The organism is Flavobacterium taihuense (genome assembly GCF_019351435.1).
Classification (GTDB): Bacteria; Bacteroidota; Bacteroidia; order Flavobacteriales; family Flavobacteriaceae; genus Flavobacterium; species Flavobacterium taihuense.
On the sequence record NZ_JAHWYN010000011.1, the window covers coordinates 53,372 to 73,637 of the forward strand.

Here is a 20,266-nt window from a genome sequence, read left to right on the forward strand (position 1 = left end):
CCGGAGGAGATTTTGATTTCATATATTAAAAGAATTATAGTCTAAAGATTCCTCCAAAAGAAATTATAGTTTCTCCATACCAAAAATGGTGTTGAGCATGATCACCAGTATAAGTAGTTCTTACATCAGTCATGTTGATATAACCACCTTTTAACTCGGTTAGCATGTAAAAATGTTTGAAGAAAGTAAAATTTAAGCCGGCATCAGCAGAAAAGCCATATCCTGAAATATGAAATTCATCATGTCTTGGTTTTTGCAAAACTGTAGCATCTGTTCTCGGAACCAATATACCCATTCCTACTCCTTCTGTGAAATTTAGTTGAAATATATCGGTATTTGTAATGCCAAAAATAGAAGATATATCAGTGTAATAAGCTGCTTCGGTAAAGACATAATTTAATCCATTTGTATGTTCAAATTTTAAAAATTTACCGTCAGTTAAATCTATTGGTTTGTTATTGTACGTCCCGTTAAATTGAGAACCAGCTTCAGTCAAAGGCAAAGTAATAGTTCCATTAATCATTGCTGTTTGATTTTGAGTCATCACATATTTCATATGATCAATTCCAATAGAAACATTAAACTTGTCGTGGACAAAATACCCAACTTTCCAATTGGTCTGTGATGAAGTTAAGCTTCCAGGTTTCACATAATCAATATTCCAACCTTTAGGTAAATCATGAGATTGTGCATTTTCGACTGTAAAATTGTATCCTTCTCCTTCAAAATGTATATCAGAAGTAGTGTAATAGCTCCTGTTTCCTCCCCAATGCGCAAAGAACTTCCCTTTGTTGTGTGCAGTATATAATTCAGCAGTCGGAACATCTCCTTGGGCAAAAGTATTAATAGATAAAAAAAGAACTAGAAATGAGGCGTATAAAAAATTTGTTTTCAATGTGTTTAATTTAAATTTAGAATTGATTTATGGTTTTTCTAATAGCAACCAATTTGTTCATTAAAGGCTCAAAGTAATCCAAGTGTAACATATTAGCTCCGTCACTTTTGGCATTTGCTGGGTCAAAATGAGTTTCTATAAAAATACCGTCTACACCTACAGCAATTCCTGCTTTGGCAACAGTTTCAATCATGTCAGGTCTTCCACCAGTTACACCCGCAGTTTGGTTGGGTTGTTGTAAGGAATGGGTAACATCCAGAACAGTAGTAGCGTATTGTTGCATGGTAGGAATACCTCGGTAATCCACAATCATATCTTGGTAACCAAACATGGTGCCACGATCGGTCACCATCACGTTCTGATTATTACAGTCCAATACTTTTTGAACCGCATGTTTCATACTTTCCGGACTCATGAATTGTCCTTTTTTCAAGTTGACTATTTTTCCCGTATTGGCAGCAGCAACAACTAAATCCGTTTGACGAACTAGGAAAGCCGGAATTTGCAATACATCCACGTATTCAGCGGCCATTGCAGCATCTTCATTCGTATGAATATCCGTAACAGTTGGTACACCAAAAGTTTTAGAAACTTTTTCCAATATTTTTAGCGCTTTTTCATCTCCAATTCCAGAGAAACTGTCTATTCTAGAACGATTTGCCTTTTTAAAAGACCCCTTGAATACAAAAGGAATTTGTAATTTATCAGAGATGCCAACTAGCTTTTCAGCAATTCGCATTGCCATTTCTTCTCCTTCAATGGCACATGGACCAGCTAGTAAAAAGAAGTTACCGCTCTCAGTATGTTTGATTTGTGGAATATTATGTATGTTCATATTGTGTTTTTTTTTTGAAAGTGCAAAGGTAGTTTGAATTTGCGATTTCCGAATTAGATTTAGTAATTATTTTTAGAAGGAGAATAGCTGTAATTTGGAGCTATTTCCTGCTATTCGTTGCAATCCACGCCCAAAAGCGTGGGATTTTCACTGCTATCAGGGCTAGGGCAGTAGCGGTTTTAATTATATTTTTTTCAAACTAAGACCTACCGGAACCATCAATTGACCTCTTTCATAGATGTTCAAATACAAGATGATTGGCTTTTTTAAACCTTCCCAATTCAATTCGTAGACATCAAGAAATCCAGCTCCCATATCGCTAGTTTTGGTTGGGAACGGGCAACAGTTTTCTAATTTAGTATACGTGATTTTTTCTCCTTTTGGCCCTGCCAAAGCGTCCAGAAAATATTTTTGGTTGATAGTGTCATTTTTGGTGCCTCTATAGTAAATATTGATTGGGTAATCTTTATCGTAACCGTATTTTTTGTCTTTGCTGTATTGTGTAATTATAAACGCATTATTTTTACCCACAACTGGTACAGGAGCATTGTTGTCTATGTTTTTCAGAGAGGATTTAATACTTCCGCATGAAGTTATTAATAGTATGAGTGTTATAAAAAAGGCTATTTTTTTCATTTTGAGCGTTTAAGTTTTTAAAGTGATGCATTTCTTACCACAAATATAAAAAGAACTTTACTCGATTATCAAAATCTAGCAGGAATCCTTGTGAATTTTTGTCAAATAAGAGGAGATTTGACGAAATAACCAAAATCCTTTTATATTTGTAATCAAAACAAATTTATATGAGTGTGATTTTTCAAACATGGCCTTGGTATGTTTCGGGCTTTTTAATCGGGATGGTGATGCTTTCACTGATTTATTTCGGGAAGAATTTTGGTATGTCAACTAATCTTCAGTCTTTATGTTCTATGACTGGATTAGGAAAACGTATTGAGTATTTTGATTTTGACTGGAAAGCGAATCGTTGGAATTTGCTAGTAGTTTTGGGTGCGATGGCTGGCGGTTTTGTAGCTGTACATTTTATGAGCGATCCTTCTAATGTTGACATTAATCCCAAAACGATAGCTCAACTTGCCCAAATGGGAATCGATGCTCCCAATGGTAAATTAATGCCACAAGCTTTATTTGGAGAACAAGTTTGGCAATCACCCAAAAGTATTTTGATACTCCTTGTTGGTGGTGTTTTGATCGGTTTTGGAACACGTTATGCTGGAGGATGTACATCAGGACATGCGATTTCAGGTTTGAGTAATTTGCAGTTACCTTCATTGAAAGCAGTCATTGGCTTCTTTATTGGTGGACTGATTATGGCACACTTTTTATTACCCTTACTTTTTTAGATCATGAATGTATTAAAATATTTTTTTGTAGGATTTCTTTTTGGAATCGTTCTTACCAAATCCGAAGCGGTTTCTTGGTACCGTATTTATGAAATGTTCCAATTTCAATCGTTTCATATGTATGGAATAATTGGCGTTGCTGTTGCGACAGGAGTTATTGGTATTCAGATTATAAAAAGATATAATATCAAGGATATTGATGGTTTGCCAATTGAAATTCAGGAAAAACCAAAAGACAATGCTAGATATTGGATTGGAGGAATTTCTTTTGGATTGGGTTGGGCTCTGGTAGGTTCTTGTCCTGGACCAATTTTTATATTGATAGGGGCTGGATTTATGCCTGTAATTATTGTGCTTATTGGTGCACTTATTGGGACTGTTATTTATGGTGCTTTAAAAAGTAAGTTGCCACATTAATCAATAAAACTCTTAGTAAAAAAGAGCGTTTTCCTAATCAGGAAATGCTCTTTTTTTTGAATGAATATCTTGTTTTTTGGTGAGCGTGAGGGATAGGAATAAGCTACCAAAGTAGCATGGATAGCCCGACAGCATTGAGCAAAGGGGCTGTATAAGCGGTTCTATAAATTAGCCACTTTGCTCAATGGGGGCACGTCCTAAATGTTTTTTATATTTTAGAATTCAGCTTTAAAATCCCGGCAACTATTAAATATTGCGCCATACAATAGGTTGCCATAATGTAAAATGAAGCGTGTGCAATTGGCGCATAAAACTTGTTGAAAGCCAAAATACTATCCGAACTAACGAATACAATCGCACCGATAAGGATGTAATTGTTTGCAGGAATCGCCCATTTTAAGCTTCCTTTGAAAGCAAAGTAAAGCATGGTGGTAATCACGACCGCATAGACCAAAACTGGAATTTTTAATGGTCCCAGTTTAGGGAATAAAGTGTCTATCATAAAAACGAAATAGGCAAGGATGGCTAGAATACCAATCAAAAATACTGCTTTGTTATCGTTGATTCTAGTGTTTTGTTGTTTGCTAAAAAGGACAATATAGACCAAATGGGATATAAGAAAAGCTACTAGCCCGAAGATGAAATAGAGTTCGCCTTTATCAGAAAAAAGTAAAATAATATCGCCAATCCAGGAAAAAGTCAATGCCGTTAAAAGTATTTTTTGGGATGGAAAATTTTCAGAGATTACAACTGCACCCAGTAAAATAGGAAGTAGAACAGGTTTCATATAAAAGTCGAATCCTTCAATATTGAGGAATAGAATACCGAGATAAATAATAGTGAAACCAATATAGGTTTTGAAAAGTAAAGATGATTGCATAGATTTTTTTTAAGAAGTTGCCACAATTGATTTTTCTGCGTCAAAATTGCTGTTTACAAAATAAAACGTGACCAATAGTGATAAAACAAGATACCCAATTATGATGTAGGAGGCAAAAGGGAAAAGTGTATTCATGCCAAACCAATCACCAAGGTAGGCAATGATTGCTATTCCTATAAAAAATCGAATTACTTCCCATAGTAACGAAATTTTTCGGGAATCCATTAATTCGGTGTAGCTATAAACGGTTAAGAATATAAAAGCACCATAGATGAATACGTTTGGCAAACCAATAATTGCAATCGAATTGTACATGTAGGTAATCAGTAATAAAGTAAACATGGCCTGAAATAATGACCAATACATTAATTTATCGGAATGTTGTGTTCCATATTTTTCATAAGTATAGACATCGGTGATTTTGTTTACTGGGTATTTCTCTTCGAAATGTTCTGGCCTCCAACCTGTGGGTTTGAACCAAATGGTGAGTTTGTCTTTCCATTTTTCGGAACGCCAAGCATCGGTAATCAATAACCACAAGTGCTGGAAATTAATGCGGAAAGGATTCCAAGTTTGTGCGGGTCTCGTAATGCCAAATACAGGGGGAACTGAATCTAATTCTTCTTGGAACGTTCCAAAAAGTTTATCCCAAATAATGAATATTTGAGAGTGATTTTTATCCATATAAATAGGGTTGATGGCATGATGTACGCGATGGTGTGATGGAGTAACGAGTATATGTTCCAGAAAACCCATTTTTTTGATGTGTTTGGTATGGTACCAAAATTGTAAAAATAAATGAATAGGAAGTATGATGGTAATTACCTTTGGAGGAACACCTAATAAAGCCGCCGGAATCAATAAAAAAGTAAATAGATTAACAAAGCTCGAAACTGTTTGACGCAAAGCGCAAGCCAGATTAAACTCTTCGCTACTGTGATGAATGGCGTGCTTGTTCCATAAAAAATTAATTTGATGAGACAAGCGATGACTCCAATAGCCGTAAAAATCAATCACTATAAATCCAATAAGGTAGGCCCAAACATTAGCTTCTAAATGCATTATGGCAAATTTGCTTTCAAACCATTCATAGGATATTAATGTAATGCTAAGTCCAAGAACATCTTTGACAGAATTGACCATTCCTGAACTTATACTCGAAACTGAATCCATAGTTGGAGCTGTATCTTCTCCTTTGTAATGACCGTATATTTTTTCGATTATAATTAAGATTAAAAAGATAGGCATCACAAAAACTAATATTTTACCGTATTCTTCCATTTGAGGGTTATTTTTTTTCAAATATAAAATAATTGTTGGTAAATTTATGGTTTTTGTTATTTATTTAAAGGTTGCTTTGCGTATTTAACAATGGAGGGTTTTTGAAGTATTGAAAATATTGAAAATAGCTTTGTATTTCAAAAATTGTTTTTTATTCTAGGAAAAGAGGAAGTACAAAAAAAAACCTATTTGAGATTGTACTTACTCAAATAGGTTCTGCGAAAAACTCATTTTTGGAAATGGTATTGTAACTTAAATTATCTCGGCAGTTAAGCCTGCTTCAAGTAATCTAGTGCATTGTACTTTTAATTTATCGTATTCACCTGTTTTTACGGTGCATTTACCTTTGAAATGTACAATCAAGGAACATTGTTCAGCTTGAATGGGAGTGTGGCCACAAACGCGAACTAAAGTATCAATGACATGGTCAAAAGTGTTTACGTCATCGTTATATACTATTATTTCATTATTTATTGTAGTTACTTCCGATTCTCGGGTTCTTTCTTTTACTTTCTCTATTGTACTCATGCTTTTAGGTTTTTGTACTTTGTTGATTTATAAAAAAGTAGATACTAATTTACGTATTTTAATGATACCCAGTTGTTTCTTTGAAACTTTTTAACAAACGTTAATCCTTTTTCGGTGCAAGATGAATCAATATAAGGAATGTCTTCTTCATAGAAACCGCTAAATAATATGGTTCCACCAGCGTTTAAACTGTCTACATAACTTTGCATATCGTTTAATAATATGTTTCTGTTGATATTGGCTATGATCAAATCGTATTTTTTTTCTTTTAATAATGCAGCATCACCTTCGTAAACGGTAATGTGTTTGCAATTATTGCGTTCGGCATTTTCAATAGAGTTCAAATAACACCAGTTGTCAATATCAATGGCATCTATAGGCTGAGCTCCTTTCATTTCGGCAAGGATAGCTAGAATGGCTGTACCACAACCCATGTCTAAAGTTTTCAAGCCTTTAACATCAATTTCCAATAAATGTTGAATCATCATGTGAGTCGTTTCATGATGTCCTGTTCCAAAACTCATTTTTGGTTCGATTACAATGTCATATTCAGCATTCGTTTTTGGGTGAAATGGCGCGCGAACGTGACAATTTCCTTCTACATCGATGGGTTCAAAATTCTTTTCCCATTCCTCATTCCAGTTTACTTGTTCGATTTCTTCAAAAGTATAATCAATTTTGAACTCGTCGGATTGTAGTATTTGAATGTCTTCCAATATCAGTTCGTCCCAAAGGTCTTTTTGAACAAAAGCAGAAATTCCAGTTTCGGTTTCGGTGAAGCTTTCAAAAGCTTTTTCTCCTAATTCTGCAATTAATATTTCTGATCCAAGTTCTTTTGGTTCAATGGTAAAATGATATCCGATGTAAATATTTGACATGTTTAATTTTTTTTGCAAAGGTAACAATAGGATGCAATCCTTTTTATAAATTTAAAATTATTTTGATCTAATGTTTTTCAGTTTGGTTTTTCGAATGTTTTATCTTTTTATATAAAATCTTTAAAAGACAATTTTCTATAAAATAGGACCGCTTTGATTTTTTTTGTTTTACAATTATGATGCCATTTTTTGAATTAATCGATTGACAATGAATAGTTAGTGTTTTTTTTAAATCAGCAAATTGTTGTTTTGTAATTTTTATTCTTCTTTTTATGCTATAGTTATACCTTTTTCATGGATATAAAAAATGATTTTTATCATGTTTTTAAAAATATAACTATCTGAATTATAGATAATTAATTACTAAAACTTGCTGTTTTTGTTTTATATTATTTTATATTTGTAATGTTGTTTTACTCCAAATTAAAGCAGCACTATTTTAATATTCAAATTAATAAATCTACCATGAAAAAAGTTTTTATTTATTCCGTCGCAACACTGTTTTCTGTTTTTTTGGGGCAAGCGCAGGATATAAAACAAGCAAAAATTGCTATCGATGCCGAACAATATGAAAAAGCAAAAAATATTTTGGAAACAATCACAGCCACAAAACCTACAGATGGGTATGCTAAATTTCTTTTAGGCAACGTTTGTCTATTGAAAGGAGATTATCCGGCAGCCAAAAGTCATTTTGATGTTGGGATTACTTGCTCCTCCAAGGGAAATTTCAGTTATATAGGATTAGGGTATATTGCATTGGATAAAGGAGATACTGCAGAAGCTGAAAAAGATTTTGCATTAGCAACCCAAAATAGCAGCAAAAAAGATTTAGAGGAAACAGTGTATATTGGTAAAGCTTATACGTATTCTGAACATCCAGATTATAAAAAAGCTGTTGAACTTTTAAGTAAATCCAGATTAATAGACCCAGCAAACACTACTGTTTTATTGGCTTTGGGAGATGCTTACAAATTCAATAAAAAACAGAATGATGCTTATGATTGTTATCGTGAAGCGTTTCGATTGGATAATACCTTGTTAAGAGCCAAAATGGGATTGGGTACTTTGATCAAGAATGCCCATAACTTTCCTATCGCATTGACTGCATTTGACGAAGTAATTGCTTTAAACGCCACTTATGGTCCCGTGTATCGTGAATTGGCCGAAACCCAATATTTATGGGCTTTAAATGATGCTGGAAATTATGATGACCATATTGCAAAAGGATTAGCTTTTTATGAAAAATACATGTCCTTGACGGATTACTCTTTGGAATCTCGCATGCGTCATGCCGATTTCCTTATTCTTGCCAAAGATTATAAAGCACTTGAAGCTGAAGCCAACGAAATGAGTAAAATAGATAAAGTGAATCCAAGGATTTATCGTTATTTAGGATATTCAGCTTATTATAATAATAATTTTGATACAGCTATAAGTTCATTAACTTCCTATGTTAACAATCCTTCCAATAGAGTTATTGCAAGAGATTATTATTATATAGGTGCTGCAAAATTAAGCAAAGGAGTAAGTCTTGTCCCTATTGATAATGCTCTTATTGATAATGGAATTTTGGACCTTAAAAAATCGTTTGATATGAGTCCTGCAATTGCTAGTGAACTTCCTGATTTGGCTAAGAAATTGTATGATAAAAAATTATATGTTCCTGCAGCTTCTGTTTATGAAATTGCAATTGCAAACACAGAAACAAAATCATACTTAATGGATAATTTCTTTTTTGCTTCTTCTGTGTATTGGTCTTGTAATGGTGTTGAAAATTTGAGTCCGCAACAAATCGAACAATTGACAAAAGCGGATCTTGCTTTAGATACTATTATTAAAGCTTCCCCATCTACTCAAGATGCCTATCTTTTTAAAGCCAGAATTCAGGTTTTACTTAAAAATGATGTTTTAGTTGCTAAAAATTATGAGGATTTCATTGCTACGGCAAACAAAAAAGCCCCTGCTGATCTAGCTACCAAAGGAATGAAATCAAAACTAGTGGAAGCCTATAATAATTTAGGAATTATTTATGTGGTTAATGATAAAGTTAAAGCAAAAGATAGTTTTAGCAAAACACTGAGTATCGATCCAGCCAATCAATATGCAATTGATCAATTAAAATCATTGAAATAAAGGTTATTTATATATTTGATTGTTGAAAAACCAACGGTGTTCATGTCGTTGGTTTTTTTGTGGGTTTTAGTTAGCTCCAATAAAAAAAGGAAACCTAATTTCCTTTTTTATTTTTTTTGATTTTGGGCAAATCGGGCTTAATTAATTTCGATGTGCAGTTTCTTGAACCTTTTGGGGTAGAAATATTTCTTTTTTGAAATATTGATGAACAAAAGAACAATCACAATAATTTTGGGTTTTGAAGCATGATCGAGTAATAATCATTCTATCAATAATACTTTAGCATTGTGTATTACTCGATCTTGAACTTCGAACCTTTTTTTTATCTAGTGTAATTCAATAATAATGCCAAACTATTCTTGATTGGTAAAAAAAAGCGACACAAATGATTTTGCACCTTATTTTGAGTTAAATTTTTGAAAACAGCTCTATAGTTTTTGAAATGCCTTTATGAGTTCATGAATGGGTTTTAATGAAATTTCGGTACCACTTTCTCCATTCTCAGCATAATCGAAAGGGTTGTCGAGGTCTTTAATCAATAAAAACATATAAGAAATCAAAAAAGTAACTAGCAGGGTAAAAAATAGGGCGACATAAAAAGGCTCAATCTTTATAATGATTAAGGAGAATGCAATTAAAAATCCCATTGCTTCCAAGATAGCGTAAGCCGAACCAATAAAGTTCGTATCTCTGATAGTATCAATTCTTAGGATCATTTTGCGGATGTTGTTTTGCTCATTTTTTATTTTGATGAGATAACCTGGTTGAATACCTTCGTTGTCTAATTCAATAATAAAGTCATTCATTTGGCTTATTTTGTCCAGCATTCTTGCAGTGGTTTCTCTTTTGTAAAACCAATCCATTAACGAAGTAGCAAATCCTTTTTGGAAGGCGATGAATTGAAAAGCATTTTGTGATTTTTTGCCTTTGTAAATGGTATATGCATCATCGTATATTGATTTTATGGCTGCCGAAAGTTCGCTTGGCAATTTTTCACTTTCCTTGTAATCGGAAAGAACTCCGCTGATAAGAAACCCAATTAAAAAGATAGTTCCGGCTATTAAACTGGTAAATAAGGCATTTAATTCGAGAACTTCTAACTCAAAATGATGGGATAAAAACTTTAACAAGGCGACAAAAAGAATGACGGGAATAATTCGGAAAGCAATAGACCATTTTTGCCAAATTTTATTGGACTTTTTTTTAATCGTTTTTGGTATTTTCATTTAAGTTTTGAGGTTTATTGTAAATGTTTAAAGTTTGCAAATTTCGAGGATTTAACTTTGAATTTCAAATTTATTATTTCATTTATTTTGGCATTTACAGACTTTAGTGACAAGTTAAAAATCATTGGGTAATAAAAAAAAACCTGTTCGATTGCTTGAACAGGTTTAGGATATTTAAAAAGTAATTCAGCTTTAGGAAAGTTGAAAAAAAAACATTAGCTTTTTTAGATAGCAGTTACAATCGCAATAAAATCTTTTGCATTAAGAGCTGCACCACCAATAAGTCCGCCATCTACATCTGGTTTAGAGAAGATTTCTTTGGCATTATCGGGTTTTACACTTCCTCCATAAAGGATAGAAACATCTTCGGCTACATCGCTACCAAAAGCTTTGCGAACGGTTTCTCTGATAAATTCATGCATGTCTTGTGCTTGTTCTGGCGAAGCTGTTTCTCCAGTTCCAATAGCCCAAACTGGCTCATAAGCCAAAACGATTTTTTCCCAATCTTTGGCTTCAATGTGGAATAAACCATCTTTCAATTGGTTTTCCACAATGTTGAAATGATTTCCAGATTGACGGTCTTTCAATTCTTCACCAAAACAGAAAATAACAGTCATATCATGTTTCAAAGCAGTGTTTACCTTGCTTGCAATTAAAGCATCTGTTTCATGAAAAATCGCTCTGCGTTCTGAGTGACCTAAAATTACAGTATTTACACCTATACTAGTAAGCATATCTGCAGAGATTTCGCCTGTAAAAGCTCCGCTTTCTGCTTGATGTACGTTTTGTGCAGCTACTGATATATTAGAGTGTGTTAAGTTTTCTACTGCCGAAGCCAAGTTCACAAATGTTGGGGCAACAATTACTTGTGCAGCTGTTTCAGCTGGAATTTGAGTCAATAGTTCATTCAATAATTCTTTAGTTTGTGCTGCATTTTTATGCATTTTCCAGTTTCCTGCAACAATCTTCTTTCTCATTTTTGTAGTATTTTATAGTTTTATTTTGTGATTAATTCTTTTGTTATTGCAATTGTTTTAAGGCCGCATTGATTTGCTCAAAGTCGGTTTCTATTGCGCGATAAAGGACAATTTTTCCTGTTTTGTCTATAATGATGTATCTTGGGATCCAATCCAAGTCAATAGCAGTTCCAAAGATACCTTTCATTCCGTCGTTTGCCATGAATTGAGCACCCTTTAATTCATGTTTTTCGATGCCGGCTTTCCATTTATCAGCAGTTTTATCCATTGAGAGAAATACGAAGGAAACGTCTGGGTTATTGGCTTGAAGTTCTTTTAGTTTTGGCATTGCTTTGACACAATCACCACACCATGAAGCCCAAACCTCAATAACGGTGGTTTTACCTTTTTGATTTTTGAGAATATCTTTAAATTTAATTTGACTGCCGTCTGTAGCTAATAAAGTTTCGGCTAGTGCTTTTTTAGAAAATTCAGTTTTCTGAGCTTGTGAACAGGAAAAGGTTGCAAATACAATAATTAAAAGGGCTATTTTTTTCATATAAGGTTAATGCTTGTTTTTATTGAATTCCGATAGCTATCGGGAAGAACCGCCATTCTTCATTCCTTTAGGTTTGGAATCATAGCGAACTCATTTAAAAATTAATTGTCACAAAGTTAACCAAAGAATTCTAAATTTGGTAAACTGATTTTGGAATTTTAATGTGAAAATCTTTAAAATCGACTACAATATCGTTATAGTTGATATTTTTTTGTGATTTACTTTTATTCATTACCAACAAATAAAAAACCTTGCAAGAAAATGATTTTTCTGCAAGGCTTATATTTTATATGGATTTGAAAATTAAAAAACTAAATCTTCGACATCATTGTAGTGTACTTTTTGTTTTACGGTTCCTTTTTCAAGAAGCACAAAACTAGGATTGGCTCTTTCGATAGTTTTTAGTGGAATGGCATCACAGAAATAGAAATCGAAAGTGATACCGTATTGCTTTTTGATGGTTGCGATTTCTTCTGGCGTTGAAGCTGTCATTCCAATTACTTTGTAACCTTTTGCAACAGCTTTTTTACTGATTTGTTCCATTTTGGTGAGACCATCAACATTGGCCAAAGCTAAATCATAGGCAACGACCATCAGTAATTTTGGTTCTTGTAAAAGTTCTTCTTTATAATCGGATCCATCTTTTTCCATAACAAAATCATGAATAGGAGGGACGTAGCCTTCGGTTATTACCTTGTCTTTTCGGTCTACAAAAGTGGCACCAGCAGGAATATTAGCCAAATCTTTCTCAGCGAATTCCTTGTCAACGCCATTTACTTTATAGATAAAAATCATTTCTACTACTGATTTAGGAGCACCTTCCGGAATTTCCATTCCTTTCTGGATATTATTGCCCACTTTGAAAGCACGAAAATCTTTTAGAGGCAAGTGGTTGATAACCCAATACCCCATAAAAGCACATAAAAAAATGGTTAATATTGCCAGACTATTTTGAGTTTTATTATTGAATAAAGGCTTTATTAGTTTCATATTAATAAACAGAATTAATATAAAGAACAATAAGATAATATCTTTAGTAAACGATTGCCAAGGGGTAAGGTGTAATGCATCACCAAAACATCCACAGTCTTTCACTACGTTAAAATAAGCAGAATAGAAGGTTAAAAAGGTGAACTTAATAATTAGAAGTAACAAAAGCCAAATCGTCCATTTTGATTTGAAACCAATGAGCAACATTACGCCCAAAACTACTTCCAGACTAACAATAAATAAGGCTATAGCCAAGGAATAAGGAACAAAAAACGGCAGATTGAAAACCGGTTCACTAAAATATTCAGCTAGTTTGTAAGAAAATCCTACAGGGTCATTCAGTTTTATTAGCCCAGAGATTATAAAGAGGATTCCAACGAAAATTCGGGAGAATTGGGTGATGATGTTTTTCATTTAGGGTTTTGTTTTTAATAGTATTCTTTTAGGAATTCTTTATGTACAGCTTCGTCAAATTTATTTTTTGCCCATCAAAATCAAAGCAAAAATCGAATAATTAATCATATCCTGATAATTGGCATCGATCCCTTCGGAAACAATTGTTTTTCCTTTATTGTCTTCGATTTGTTTGACACGAAGTAGTTTTTGCAAAATCAAATCGGTTAATGAACTTACACGCATTTCGCGCCAAGCTTCCCCATAATCATGGTTTTTGTTTTCCATTAATTTTTTGGTCAAAGCTACTTTGGCATCGTATAATTCAGTTGCTTTTTCCGTATCCAAATCGGGCTGATCGACTACGCCTAATTCCAATTGAATTAGCGCCATTATCGAATAATTAATAATACCTATGAATTCGCCAGTTTCGTCTTCGTCAACTTTACGAATTTCATTTTCCTGTAGACTTCTAATTCTTTGGGCTTTTATGAAAATTTGATCAGTTAGAGAGGGAAGTCTCAAAATCCGCCAAGCACTACCGTAATCTTTCATTTTATTGATAAACAGTGAGCGACAAATGGCAATCACGTTATCATATTCTTGTGAAGTATTCTTCATTATTGGTGTATATTTGTCTAAAATTGCATCAAAAATAAGAATAATTTTTTTGAATGTAGAATTTAAGTTTCTAAAACCAGATTGGAATGACTATAAATTGTAAAGGCCAACTCATAGACCTCTCCACGCCAAAAGTAATGGGGATTTTGAATATAACTCCCAACTCTTTTTTTGACGGAGGAAAGTATAAAAATGAAAAGGAACTTTTGGAACGGGTTGAAAAAATGATTAGTGAAGGTGCTACTTTTATTGATGTTGGAGCGTATTCGAGTAAACCCAATGCCGAGTTTGTTTCGGAAGAAGAAGAGATTTCAAGAATAATTCCTGTTGTGAATTTACTGCAAAAACATTTCTCGGGTATTATTTTGTCAATTGATACTTTTCGGGCTGGAGTAGCGAAGATTTGTATCGAAAATGGAGCAGCTATTATCAATGATATTTCAGCGGGAAAATTAGATGATAAAATGTTGGAAACTATTGCCAAATATAATGTTCCTTATATCATGATGCACATGAAGGGAACGCCACAAACGATGCAAACGCTCACTCAATATGAGGATATAATAAAAGAAATGTTGTTGTATTTTTCGGAACGAATTGCCGCTGCAAGAACACTTGGGATAAATGATTTAATAGTGGATACTGGTTTTGGTTTTGCAAAAACATTGGAACAAAATTATAGTGTTATGCAAAAACTAGAATTGTTTCAAATACTGGAATTGCCTTTGTTGGTTGGAATTTCTAGAAAATCAATGATTTATAAAACTTTGAATTCGAATGCAGAAATGGCTTTGAATGGTACCACAGTTTTGAATACAATTGCCTTAACAAAAGGGGCTAAAATCCTGAGAGTACACGATGTAAAAGAAGCAGTGGAGTGTGTTACTTTGTTTAATAAACTAAATTAAAATGATAAAATATTTTTTTGGAATTGTGTTGTTGCTTCTTGTTTCTTGTGGAAATAAAGAAGATATTTTGTTGCCCAAAGCTGGAAAAACAATTGTAAAGGATGTGGTTGACCTTTCGCCAATTTATATTTTTTTTAGAGTAAAAGGGAAAGATACTTTGGCTGAAGTAAACAGGAAAAATAGCATAATTACGACCAATTGGATTTTGAATATTGACAAACGACTACCTTTACGGTTAGTGATTCCAGAAGTAATGAAACTGCAGCAACGCAAACGTGAGGAAAAAGAACACAGAAACGAATTGGCGCTCAATTATTATTCTTATGCGGATAGTATTGGTAAAAATTTAGCTTTTATTCCTTTTACGCAAGTGTATTATAAAATGGAAAAGCCAAAGTTGATTAATGCTATTTACTTTAGAAAAAACAATACAATTCAAGTGAATGATGTCAAAGTTGCAAAATCTAAATTACTAGAATATTTAAATAAAAGATTTGTTGAAAATCCAACGCAGTTTGCTTTTTGTTTTGATAAGGAGTGTAGTTATGGTAGCTATATTCAGAATATGGTCTTTATAGAAACAATAATTCTTTCGGAAAATTTAATTGCTATAGCCAAAGATCAGGAGTATGTTTATTAAGTAGAATATTACTTTTTGTTTGGAATAAGCCTTTCTGTTTGATTAGAAAGGCTTTATTTTATTCGAGGAAGGTGGGGTTAATAACTGCCACCACCACCACCACCGCCACCGCCGCTGGTTTCGCCTTTCATGAGAAATCCGCTTATTTCTCCATTTGGAAATGCAGCGCTGTGCAAGTTTACGTAATAATGGTTGGCCATTAGTTCCACTATTTGAGCATCACTTATCGCATAGGTTTGTTTTATCGGTGAGGTGAAACTAGAAAATGGAAATACAGGCGCTCCGTCAGCTCCGTGTATATGGCCTGTTGTAGCCGTCAGCCCTGTAAAGGTTACCGTAATTTCAAACGTTTTGGCCGTCTGATTAAATTCGAGTTTTGCATCCCCAGATGCAAGTGAACCAGTGCCCGCGACAGGCGTTAAAGAGGCAGTGAAATGCACAATAACTGGAGTAGGAGTAGGAGTTGGAGTGTCGTCTCCTCCATTAGAACAAGAAGTGATACCTAAAAATACACTTAAAATTGTAAAAATGTATGCAAAATGTTTCATGATAACTTGATTTTTCAATTAATAGTAAAGATTAATTTAAAAAAAAATATCATTTTATTTTTAACAAGTATGATATTTATCAGATAAAGTTAATGATTTATTTTGTATTAAACATCTAGTAATTAGGCTTTTATTTGTTTTTATTTGCCAAAAATAGGTAATTGGAATATTAAATCTATTTTACTTAGAAAATTATATATAGAAGCTGTTGCAAATCTTAGTTTTACTGATGATGATATGGTTCGTTTCTTAATATGGTAAAACCACGATACAATTGCTCTATAAAAAATAAGCGTACCATTTGATGCGAAAATGTCATTAAAGAAAGCGATATTTTTCCATTTGCTTTGGCATATACAGTGTCAGAGAAACCATAAGGGCCTCCAATTACAAATACCAATGTTTTTATTCCTGAGTTCATCTTTTTTTGTAATTCCGCAGAAAAGGCAACGCTAGAAAAGGTTTTTCCGTTTTCATCCAATAAAATGAGGTGGTCTGTTGGAGTGATTTTGGACAAAATAAGCTCCCCTTCTTTTTCTTTTTGTTGGCTTTCAGATAAGTTTTTTACGTTTTTGATATCTGGAATAATCTCTAAATCAAACTTGATGTAAAAAGACAATCGTTTGGTATAATCATCAATTAAGGTTTGTAATGCTTTATTGTCGGTTTTGCCAATGGCAATCAGTTTGATGTTCATCTTCGTTGGGTTTCAAAAGCACAAAGTTACAAAAGACTTTGTAATTCATTGTTTCGCATAGCAGTTTATGCCATAATCTCTGAATAGGTTTGTACAAAAAATTATTGCGTCTTATAAAATTAGAAGAATTTTTATTTTTCTTTAAATCATTTGGATATCATAATGTTTTGTCTACTTTTGCCAAAAATAATATAATGTCTATGGACTTAGTGGGATTAATTGTAGCTGGATTAGTAGTTGGTTTTATTGTTGGGATGACAGGTGTAGGAGGTGGTTCTTTGATGACTCCTATATTATTGTGGTTTGGAATACCTCCTTCAACGGCTGTAGGTACCGATTTGTTATATGCTGCTATTACGAAGTCTGGAGGCGTTTATGTTCATAATAAGAAAAAAAATATTAATTGGACCATAACAGGTTGGTTGACTTTAGGAAGTGTACCTGCAGCTTTACTTACTCTATGGATTCTTCATAATTTGAAAACAGACCTTGAAGTTTTGAATAAGGTTATTAAATATAGTTTGGGATGGGCATTGTTGTTTACGTCGGTAGCCATTATATTCAAAAAGAAATTGTTGGTTTTTTCACAAAAACACGCTGGAGATAAATTTCATAGTGAGAGTAAAACACAAAATTTATTAACGGTTGCCATCGGGGTGATGTTAGGAGCGACAGTAACTCTTACTTCGATTGGAGCAGGAGCTTTAGGGACAGTAACTTTATTTTTTTTATATCCACTTTTACCTACTCCAAAATTAGTGGGAACTGAGATTGCGCACGCGGTACCTTTAACACTTGTTGCTGGGTTAGGTCACGCTTCAATGGGAAATTTAGATTTGAATATATTAGGGCATTTATTATTGGGTTCATTGCCTGGAATATATTTGGGCAGTATGTTGAGTGGAAAACTGCCTGATTTATTGCTTAGAAATGCAATCGCCGTGATGTTGTTTTATGTTGGTTTTAAATTGGTTGCCTGATATTTAGAGTGTGTATTAGATAGAAATAGTAAAAGCAAACATCGGCTTTGAGAAATACCGCAGATTCGCAGATTATAGAAAATTTTATTTTTCAGAATCTGCGAATCTGCGTTTTTTTGTTTGTTAAGAATAAATCAGCTTGATTTGAGAATTTTATTTGTCGATTATGGAAATCAGGCAGGTTGGAATATTTCGTTTAAGAAATGGTTATTGTATTGATATTTTTCTGCTGAATTGGGTAGTTATGAGATTCCTCTAAAGAAATCGTGGAAATTATCAAATTAGATTTTCTAGAAAAGATATAATTTCTTTGTTTATATAATGATTTTAGGACTGCTAGAGGGATTACTCAACTAAGTGTTTATTTTGAATGGAGTTCAGTAAGTTTTATTTGACGGAAGCTAACGAATTAGCCCAAATAACCCGACCGCATTATGAAAGGAACCGAATAGGTATGTACTATATTTGACTCTTATTCATAATGAGGTCTTGCCTAATATATTTTAAAAATGTCAGTTTGTCATATTGTTTTATGACAATTGTAATGAAAACTGACAATTTACTCGGATTTTTATATTGGCATAATGATTGCCTTAGAGTCTTCGAGCCGTTAAAATAAGTATACAATAAAATTAAATATATTAAAAATGGGTAAAATAATCGGAATTGATTTAGGTACAACAAACTCTTGTGTTTCTGTAATGGAAGGTAATGAAGCAGTAGTAATCCCTAATGCTGAAGGAAAAAGAACAACACCATCTATCATCGCTTTTGTAGAAGGTGGAGAAATTAAAGTAGGTGATCCTGCTAAAAGACAAGCGGTAACTAATCCAACTAAGACTATTGCTTCTATCAAGCGTTTTATGGGACATTCTTTTGCTGAAATTACTGAAGAAGCTAAGAGAGTACCTTATTCTGTAGTTAAAGGTGACAATAATACGCCACGTGTGGATATTGATGGTCGTTTGTACACTGCTCAAGAATTGTCAGCTATGACACTTCAAAAAATGAAAAAAACAGCTGAAGACTATTTAGGTCAAACAGTTACAGAAGCAGTTATTACTGTTCCTGCTTACTTTAATGATGCACAACGTCAAGCTACAAAAGAAGCTGGAGAAATTGCAGGTCTTAAAGTAATGCGTATTATCAACGAACCAACTGCTGCAGCTTTGGCTTATGGTTTGGATAAAAAAGGTAAAGATCAAAAAATTGCTGTTTACGACTTAGGTGGAGGTACTTTTGATATCTCGGTTCTTGAATTAGGAGACGGAGTTTTCGAAGTGTTGTCTACAGATGGAGATACTCACTTAGGAGGAGATGATTTTGATCACGAAATTATTGACTGGTTAGCTGACGAATTTAAAGCTGAGGAAGGTATCGATTTGCGTCTTGACCCAATGTCATTGCAACGTATCAAAGAAGCTGCTGAGAAAGCTAAAATTGAATTGTCATCTTCTGCAGAAACTGAAATCAACTTACCATACGTAACTGCTACAGCTTCTGGACCAAAACACTTAGTTAAAAAATTAACTAGAGCTCAATTTGAAAAATTGACTGACTCTTTAGTAAAACGTTCTATGGCACCAGTTGCTAAAGCGTTGAAAAATGCAAATTTAACAGTAAATGACATTGACGAAGTTATCTTGGTTGGAGGTTCTACTCGTATCCCAAGAATCGTTGAAGAAGTTGAAAAATTCTTTGGTAAAAAAGCGTCTAAAGGAGTTAACCCTGATGAGGTTGTTGCAATTGGAGCAGCTATTCAAGGTGGAGTTCTTTCTGGAGATGTAAAAGATGTATTGTTACTTGACGTTACACCTTTATCTTTAGGTATTGAAACTATGGGTGGAGTTATGACTACATTAATTGAAGCTAACACAACTATCCCAACTAAAAAATCTCAAGTATTCTCTACTGCTTCTGATTCTCAACCATCTGTTGAGCTTCACGTATTGCAAGGAGCTAGAGCAATGGCTGTTGATAACAAAACTATCGGTCGTTTCCACTTAGATGGTATTCCACCAGCACCAAGAGGAGTTCCTCAAATCGAAGTTGCTTTTGACATTGATGCTAATGGTATCATCAAAGTAACTGCTACTGACAAAGGAACAGGTAAATCTCACGACATTCGTATCGAAGCTTCTTCTGGATTAACTTCTGAAGAAATCGAAAGAATGAAACAAGATGCTGAAGCAAATGCTGAATCTGACAAAATTGCAAGAGAAAGAGCTGAAAAATTGAACGAAGCAGATGGAATGATCTTCCAAACTGAGTCTCAATTGAAAGAACTTGGAGCTAAATTATCTGATGAGAATAAAGTAGCTATCGAGTATGCATTGACAGAATTGAGAATGGCTCACCAATCTCAAGACATTCAAGCAATTCAAACTGCTCTTGACAACATCAATGCGGCTTGGAAAACAGCTACAGAGGCAATGTACGCTCAAGGAGAACAAGGTCAAGCTGCTGCTGAGCCACAAGCTCAAGCTCAAGGAGACAATGTTGAAGACGTTGAATTCGAAGAAGTAAAATAATTATTTCTT

Annotated in this window: 21 protein-coding genes; 7 read left to right on the top strand and 14 right to left on the bottom strand. The window is 33.7% G+C overall.

All coding sequences use genetic code 11. The annotated features are described in order from the left end of the window. Window positions 1-34: 34 nt before the first annotated feature. From KZH69_RS13045 to KZH69_RS13055, 3 genes are all read right to left on the bottom strand, one after another. Entirely contained in the window at window positions 35-895 is an 861-nt protein-coding gene (locus KZH69_RS13045; RefSeq protein ID WP_219317914.1) for a hypothetical protein, read from the bottom strand. 16 nt (window positions 896-911) lie between these two features. After that, window positions 912-1,730 carry a 3-deoxy-8-phosphooctulonate synthase gene (gene kdsA, locus KZH69_RS13050; RefSeq protein WP_219317915.1) on the bottom strand — a complete coding sequence of 273 codons (819 nt, stop codon included), beginning with the start codon at window positions 1,728-1,730 and terminating at the stop codon, window positions 912-914. 183 nt (window positions 1,731-1,913) lie between these two features. Further along, complete coding sequence (locus KZH69_RS13055; RefSeq protein ID WP_219317916.1) at window positions 1,914-2,366, bottom strand: 2-dehydro-3-deoxyphosphooctonate aldolase; 453 nt, start codon at window positions 2,364-2,366, stop codon at window positions 1,914-1,916. 167 nt (window positions 2,367-2,533) lie between these two features. Between KZH69_RS13055 and KZH69_RS13060 the strand changes: the two genes are divergently transcribed. Both KZH69_RS13060 and KZH69_RS13065 read left to right on the top strand, forming a co-directional pair. Further along, window positions 2,534-3,091, top strand: coding sequence for a YeeE/YedE family protein (locus KZH69_RS13060; protein ID WP_219317917.1), 558 nt, complete (start codon window positions 2,534-2,536; stop codon window positions 3,089-3,091). Window positions 3,092-3,094: 3 nt separating this feature from the next. Further along, window positions 3,095-3,508, top strand: a complete 414-nt coding sequence (locus tag KZH69_RS13065) for a DUF6691 family protein (RefSeq protein WP_219317918.1) — start codon at window positions 3,095-3,097, stop codon at window positions 3,506-3,508. Between the two features lie 208 nt (window positions 3,509-3,716). Here the strand turns inward: KZH69_RS13065 and KZH69_RS13070 are convergent, their stop codons facing one another. The 4 genes from KZH69_RS13070 to prmA form a co-directional block, all read right to left on the bottom strand. Continuing rightward, window positions 3,717-4,388: a lysoplasmalogenase gene (locus tag KZH69_RS13070; RefSeq protein ID WP_219317919.1), complete on the bottom strand. Its 672-nt coding sequence runs from the start codon at window positions 4,386-4,388 to the stop codon at window positions 3,717-3,719. A 9-nt stretch (window positions 4,389-4,397) separates the two neighbouring features. Continuing rightward, window positions 4,398-5,669, bottom strand: coding sequence for a sterol desaturase family protein (locus tag KZH69_RS13075; protein ID WP_219317920.1), 1,272 nt, complete (start codon window positions 5,667-5,669; stop codon window positions 4,398-4,400). A gap of 252 nt (window positions 5,670-5,921) precedes the next feature. Then, window positions 5,922-6,197: an ATP-dependent Clp protease adaptor ClpS gene (locus KZH69_RS13080; protein ID WP_219317921.1), complete on the bottom strand. Its 276-nt coding sequence runs from the start codon at window positions 6,195-6,197 to the stop codon at window positions 5,922-5,924. 44 nt (window positions 6,198-6,241) lie between these two features. Next, window positions 6,242-7,075, bottom strand: a complete 834-nt coding sequence (prmA, locus tag KZH69_RS13085) for a 50S ribosomal protein L11 methyltransferase (RefSeq protein ID WP_219317922.1) — start codon at window positions 7,073-7,075, stop codon at window positions 6,242-6,244. Window positions 7,076-7,540: 465 nt separating this feature from the next. Here prmA and KZH69_RS13090 point away from each other — a divergent pair, with 465 nt between their 5' ends. Next, window positions 7,541-9,208, top strand: a complete 1,668-nt coding sequence (locus KZH69_RS13090; RefSeq protein ID WP_219317923.1) for a tetratricopeptide repeat protein — start codon at window positions 7,541-7,543, stop codon at window positions 9,206-9,208. Between the two features lie 428 nt (window positions 9,209-9,636). Here KZH69_RS13090 and KZH69_RS13095 read toward each other — a convergent pair whose 3' ends face one another. The 5 genes from KZH69_RS13095 to KZH69_RS13115 form a co-directional block, all read right to left on the bottom strand. Further along, window positions 9,637-10,434, bottom strand: a complete 798-nt coding sequence (locus KZH69_RS13095; protein WP_219317924.1) for a hypothetical protein — start codon at window positions 10,432-10,434, stop codon at window positions 9,637-9,639. A gap of 224 nt (window positions 10,435-10,658) precedes the next feature. Further along, window positions 10,659-11,411 (bottom strand): triose-phosphate isomerase, encoded by a 753-nt coding sequence (gene tpiA / locus KZH69_RS13100; protein WP_219317925.1) that lies wholly within the window; start codon window positions 11,409-11,411, stop codon window positions 10,659-10,661. 43 nt (window positions 11,412-11,454) lie between these two features. Then, window positions 11,455-11,949, bottom strand: coding sequence for a TlpA family protein disulfide reductase (locus KZH69_RS13105; protein ID WP_219317926.1), 495 nt, complete (start codon window positions 11,947-11,949; stop codon window positions 11,455-11,457). 303 nt (window positions 11,950-12,252) lie between these two features. Continuing rightward, the gene (locus KZH69_RS13110; protein ID WP_219317927.1) at window positions 12,253-13,353 is read right to left on the bottom strand and encodes a BT_3928 family protein; all 1,101 of its coding nucleotides are present in this window, start codon (window positions 13,351-13,353) and stop codon (window positions 12,253-12,255) included. Between the two features lie 60 nt (window positions 13,354-13,413). Then, window positions 13,414-13,953 (bottom strand): DUF1599 domain-containing protein, encoded by a 540-nt coding sequence (locus tag KZH69_RS13115; protein WP_219317928.1) that lies wholly within the window; start codon window positions 13,951-13,953, stop codon window positions 13,414-13,416. An 86-nt stretch (window positions 13,954-14,039) separates the two neighbouring features. Here KZH69_RS13115 and folP point away from each other — a divergent pair, with 86 nt between their 5' ends. Both folP and KZH69_RS13125 read left to right on the top strand, forming a co-directional pair. Beyond that, complete coding sequence (gene folP / locus KZH69_RS13120; protein ID WP_219317929.1) at window positions 14,040-14,861, top strand: dihydropteroate synthase; 822 nt, start codon at window positions 14,040-14,042, stop codon at window positions 14,859-14,861. Between the two features lies 1 nt (window position 14,862). Further along, entirely contained in the window at window positions 14,863-15,501 is a 639-nt protein-coding gene (locus KZH69_RS13125; RefSeq protein ID WP_255557918.1) for a hypothetical protein, read from the top strand. 77 nt (window positions 15,502-15,578) lie between these two features. On the opposite strand, the gene KZH69_RS13130 is transcribed toward KZH69_RS13125, so the two are convergent. Together KZH69_RS13130 and rlmH are read right to left on the bottom strand one after the other, a co-directional pair. Next, window positions 15,579-16,049 carry a CHRD domain-containing protein gene (locus KZH69_RS13130; RefSeq protein ID WP_219317930.1) on the bottom strand — a complete coding sequence of 157 codons (471 nt, stop codon included), beginning with the start codon at window positions 16,047-16,049 and terminating at the stop codon, window positions 15,579-15,581. Window positions 16,050-16,272: 223 nt separating this feature from the next. After that, complete coding sequence (gene rlmH / locus KZH69_RS13135; RefSeq protein WP_219317931.1) at window positions 16,273-16,746, bottom strand: 23S rRNA (pseudouridine(1915)-N(3))-methyltransferase RlmH; 474 nt, start codon at window positions 16,744-16,746, stop codon at window positions 16,273-16,275. A 194-nt stretch (window positions 16,747-16,940) separates the two neighbouring features. On the opposite strand from rlmH, the gene KZH69_RS13140 reads away from it, so the two are divergent. Together KZH69_RS13140 and dnaK are read left to right on the top strand one after the other, a co-directional pair. Continuing rightward, window positions 16,941-17,726: a sulfite exporter TauE/SafE family protein gene (locus tag KZH69_RS13140; RefSeq protein ID WP_255557919.1), complete on the top strand. Its 786-nt coding sequence runs from the start codon at window positions 16,941-16,943 to the stop codon at window positions 17,724-17,726. A 647-nt stretch (window positions 17,727-18,373) separates the two neighbouring features. Further along, the gene (gene dnaK / locus KZH69_RS13145) at window positions 18,374-20,257 is read left to right on the top strand and encodes a molecular chaperone DnaK (protein ID WP_219317932.1); all 1,884 of its coding nucleotides are present in this window, start codon (window positions 18,374-18,376) and stop codon (window positions 20,255-20,257) included. Window positions 20,258-20,266: the final 9 nt, after the last annotated feature.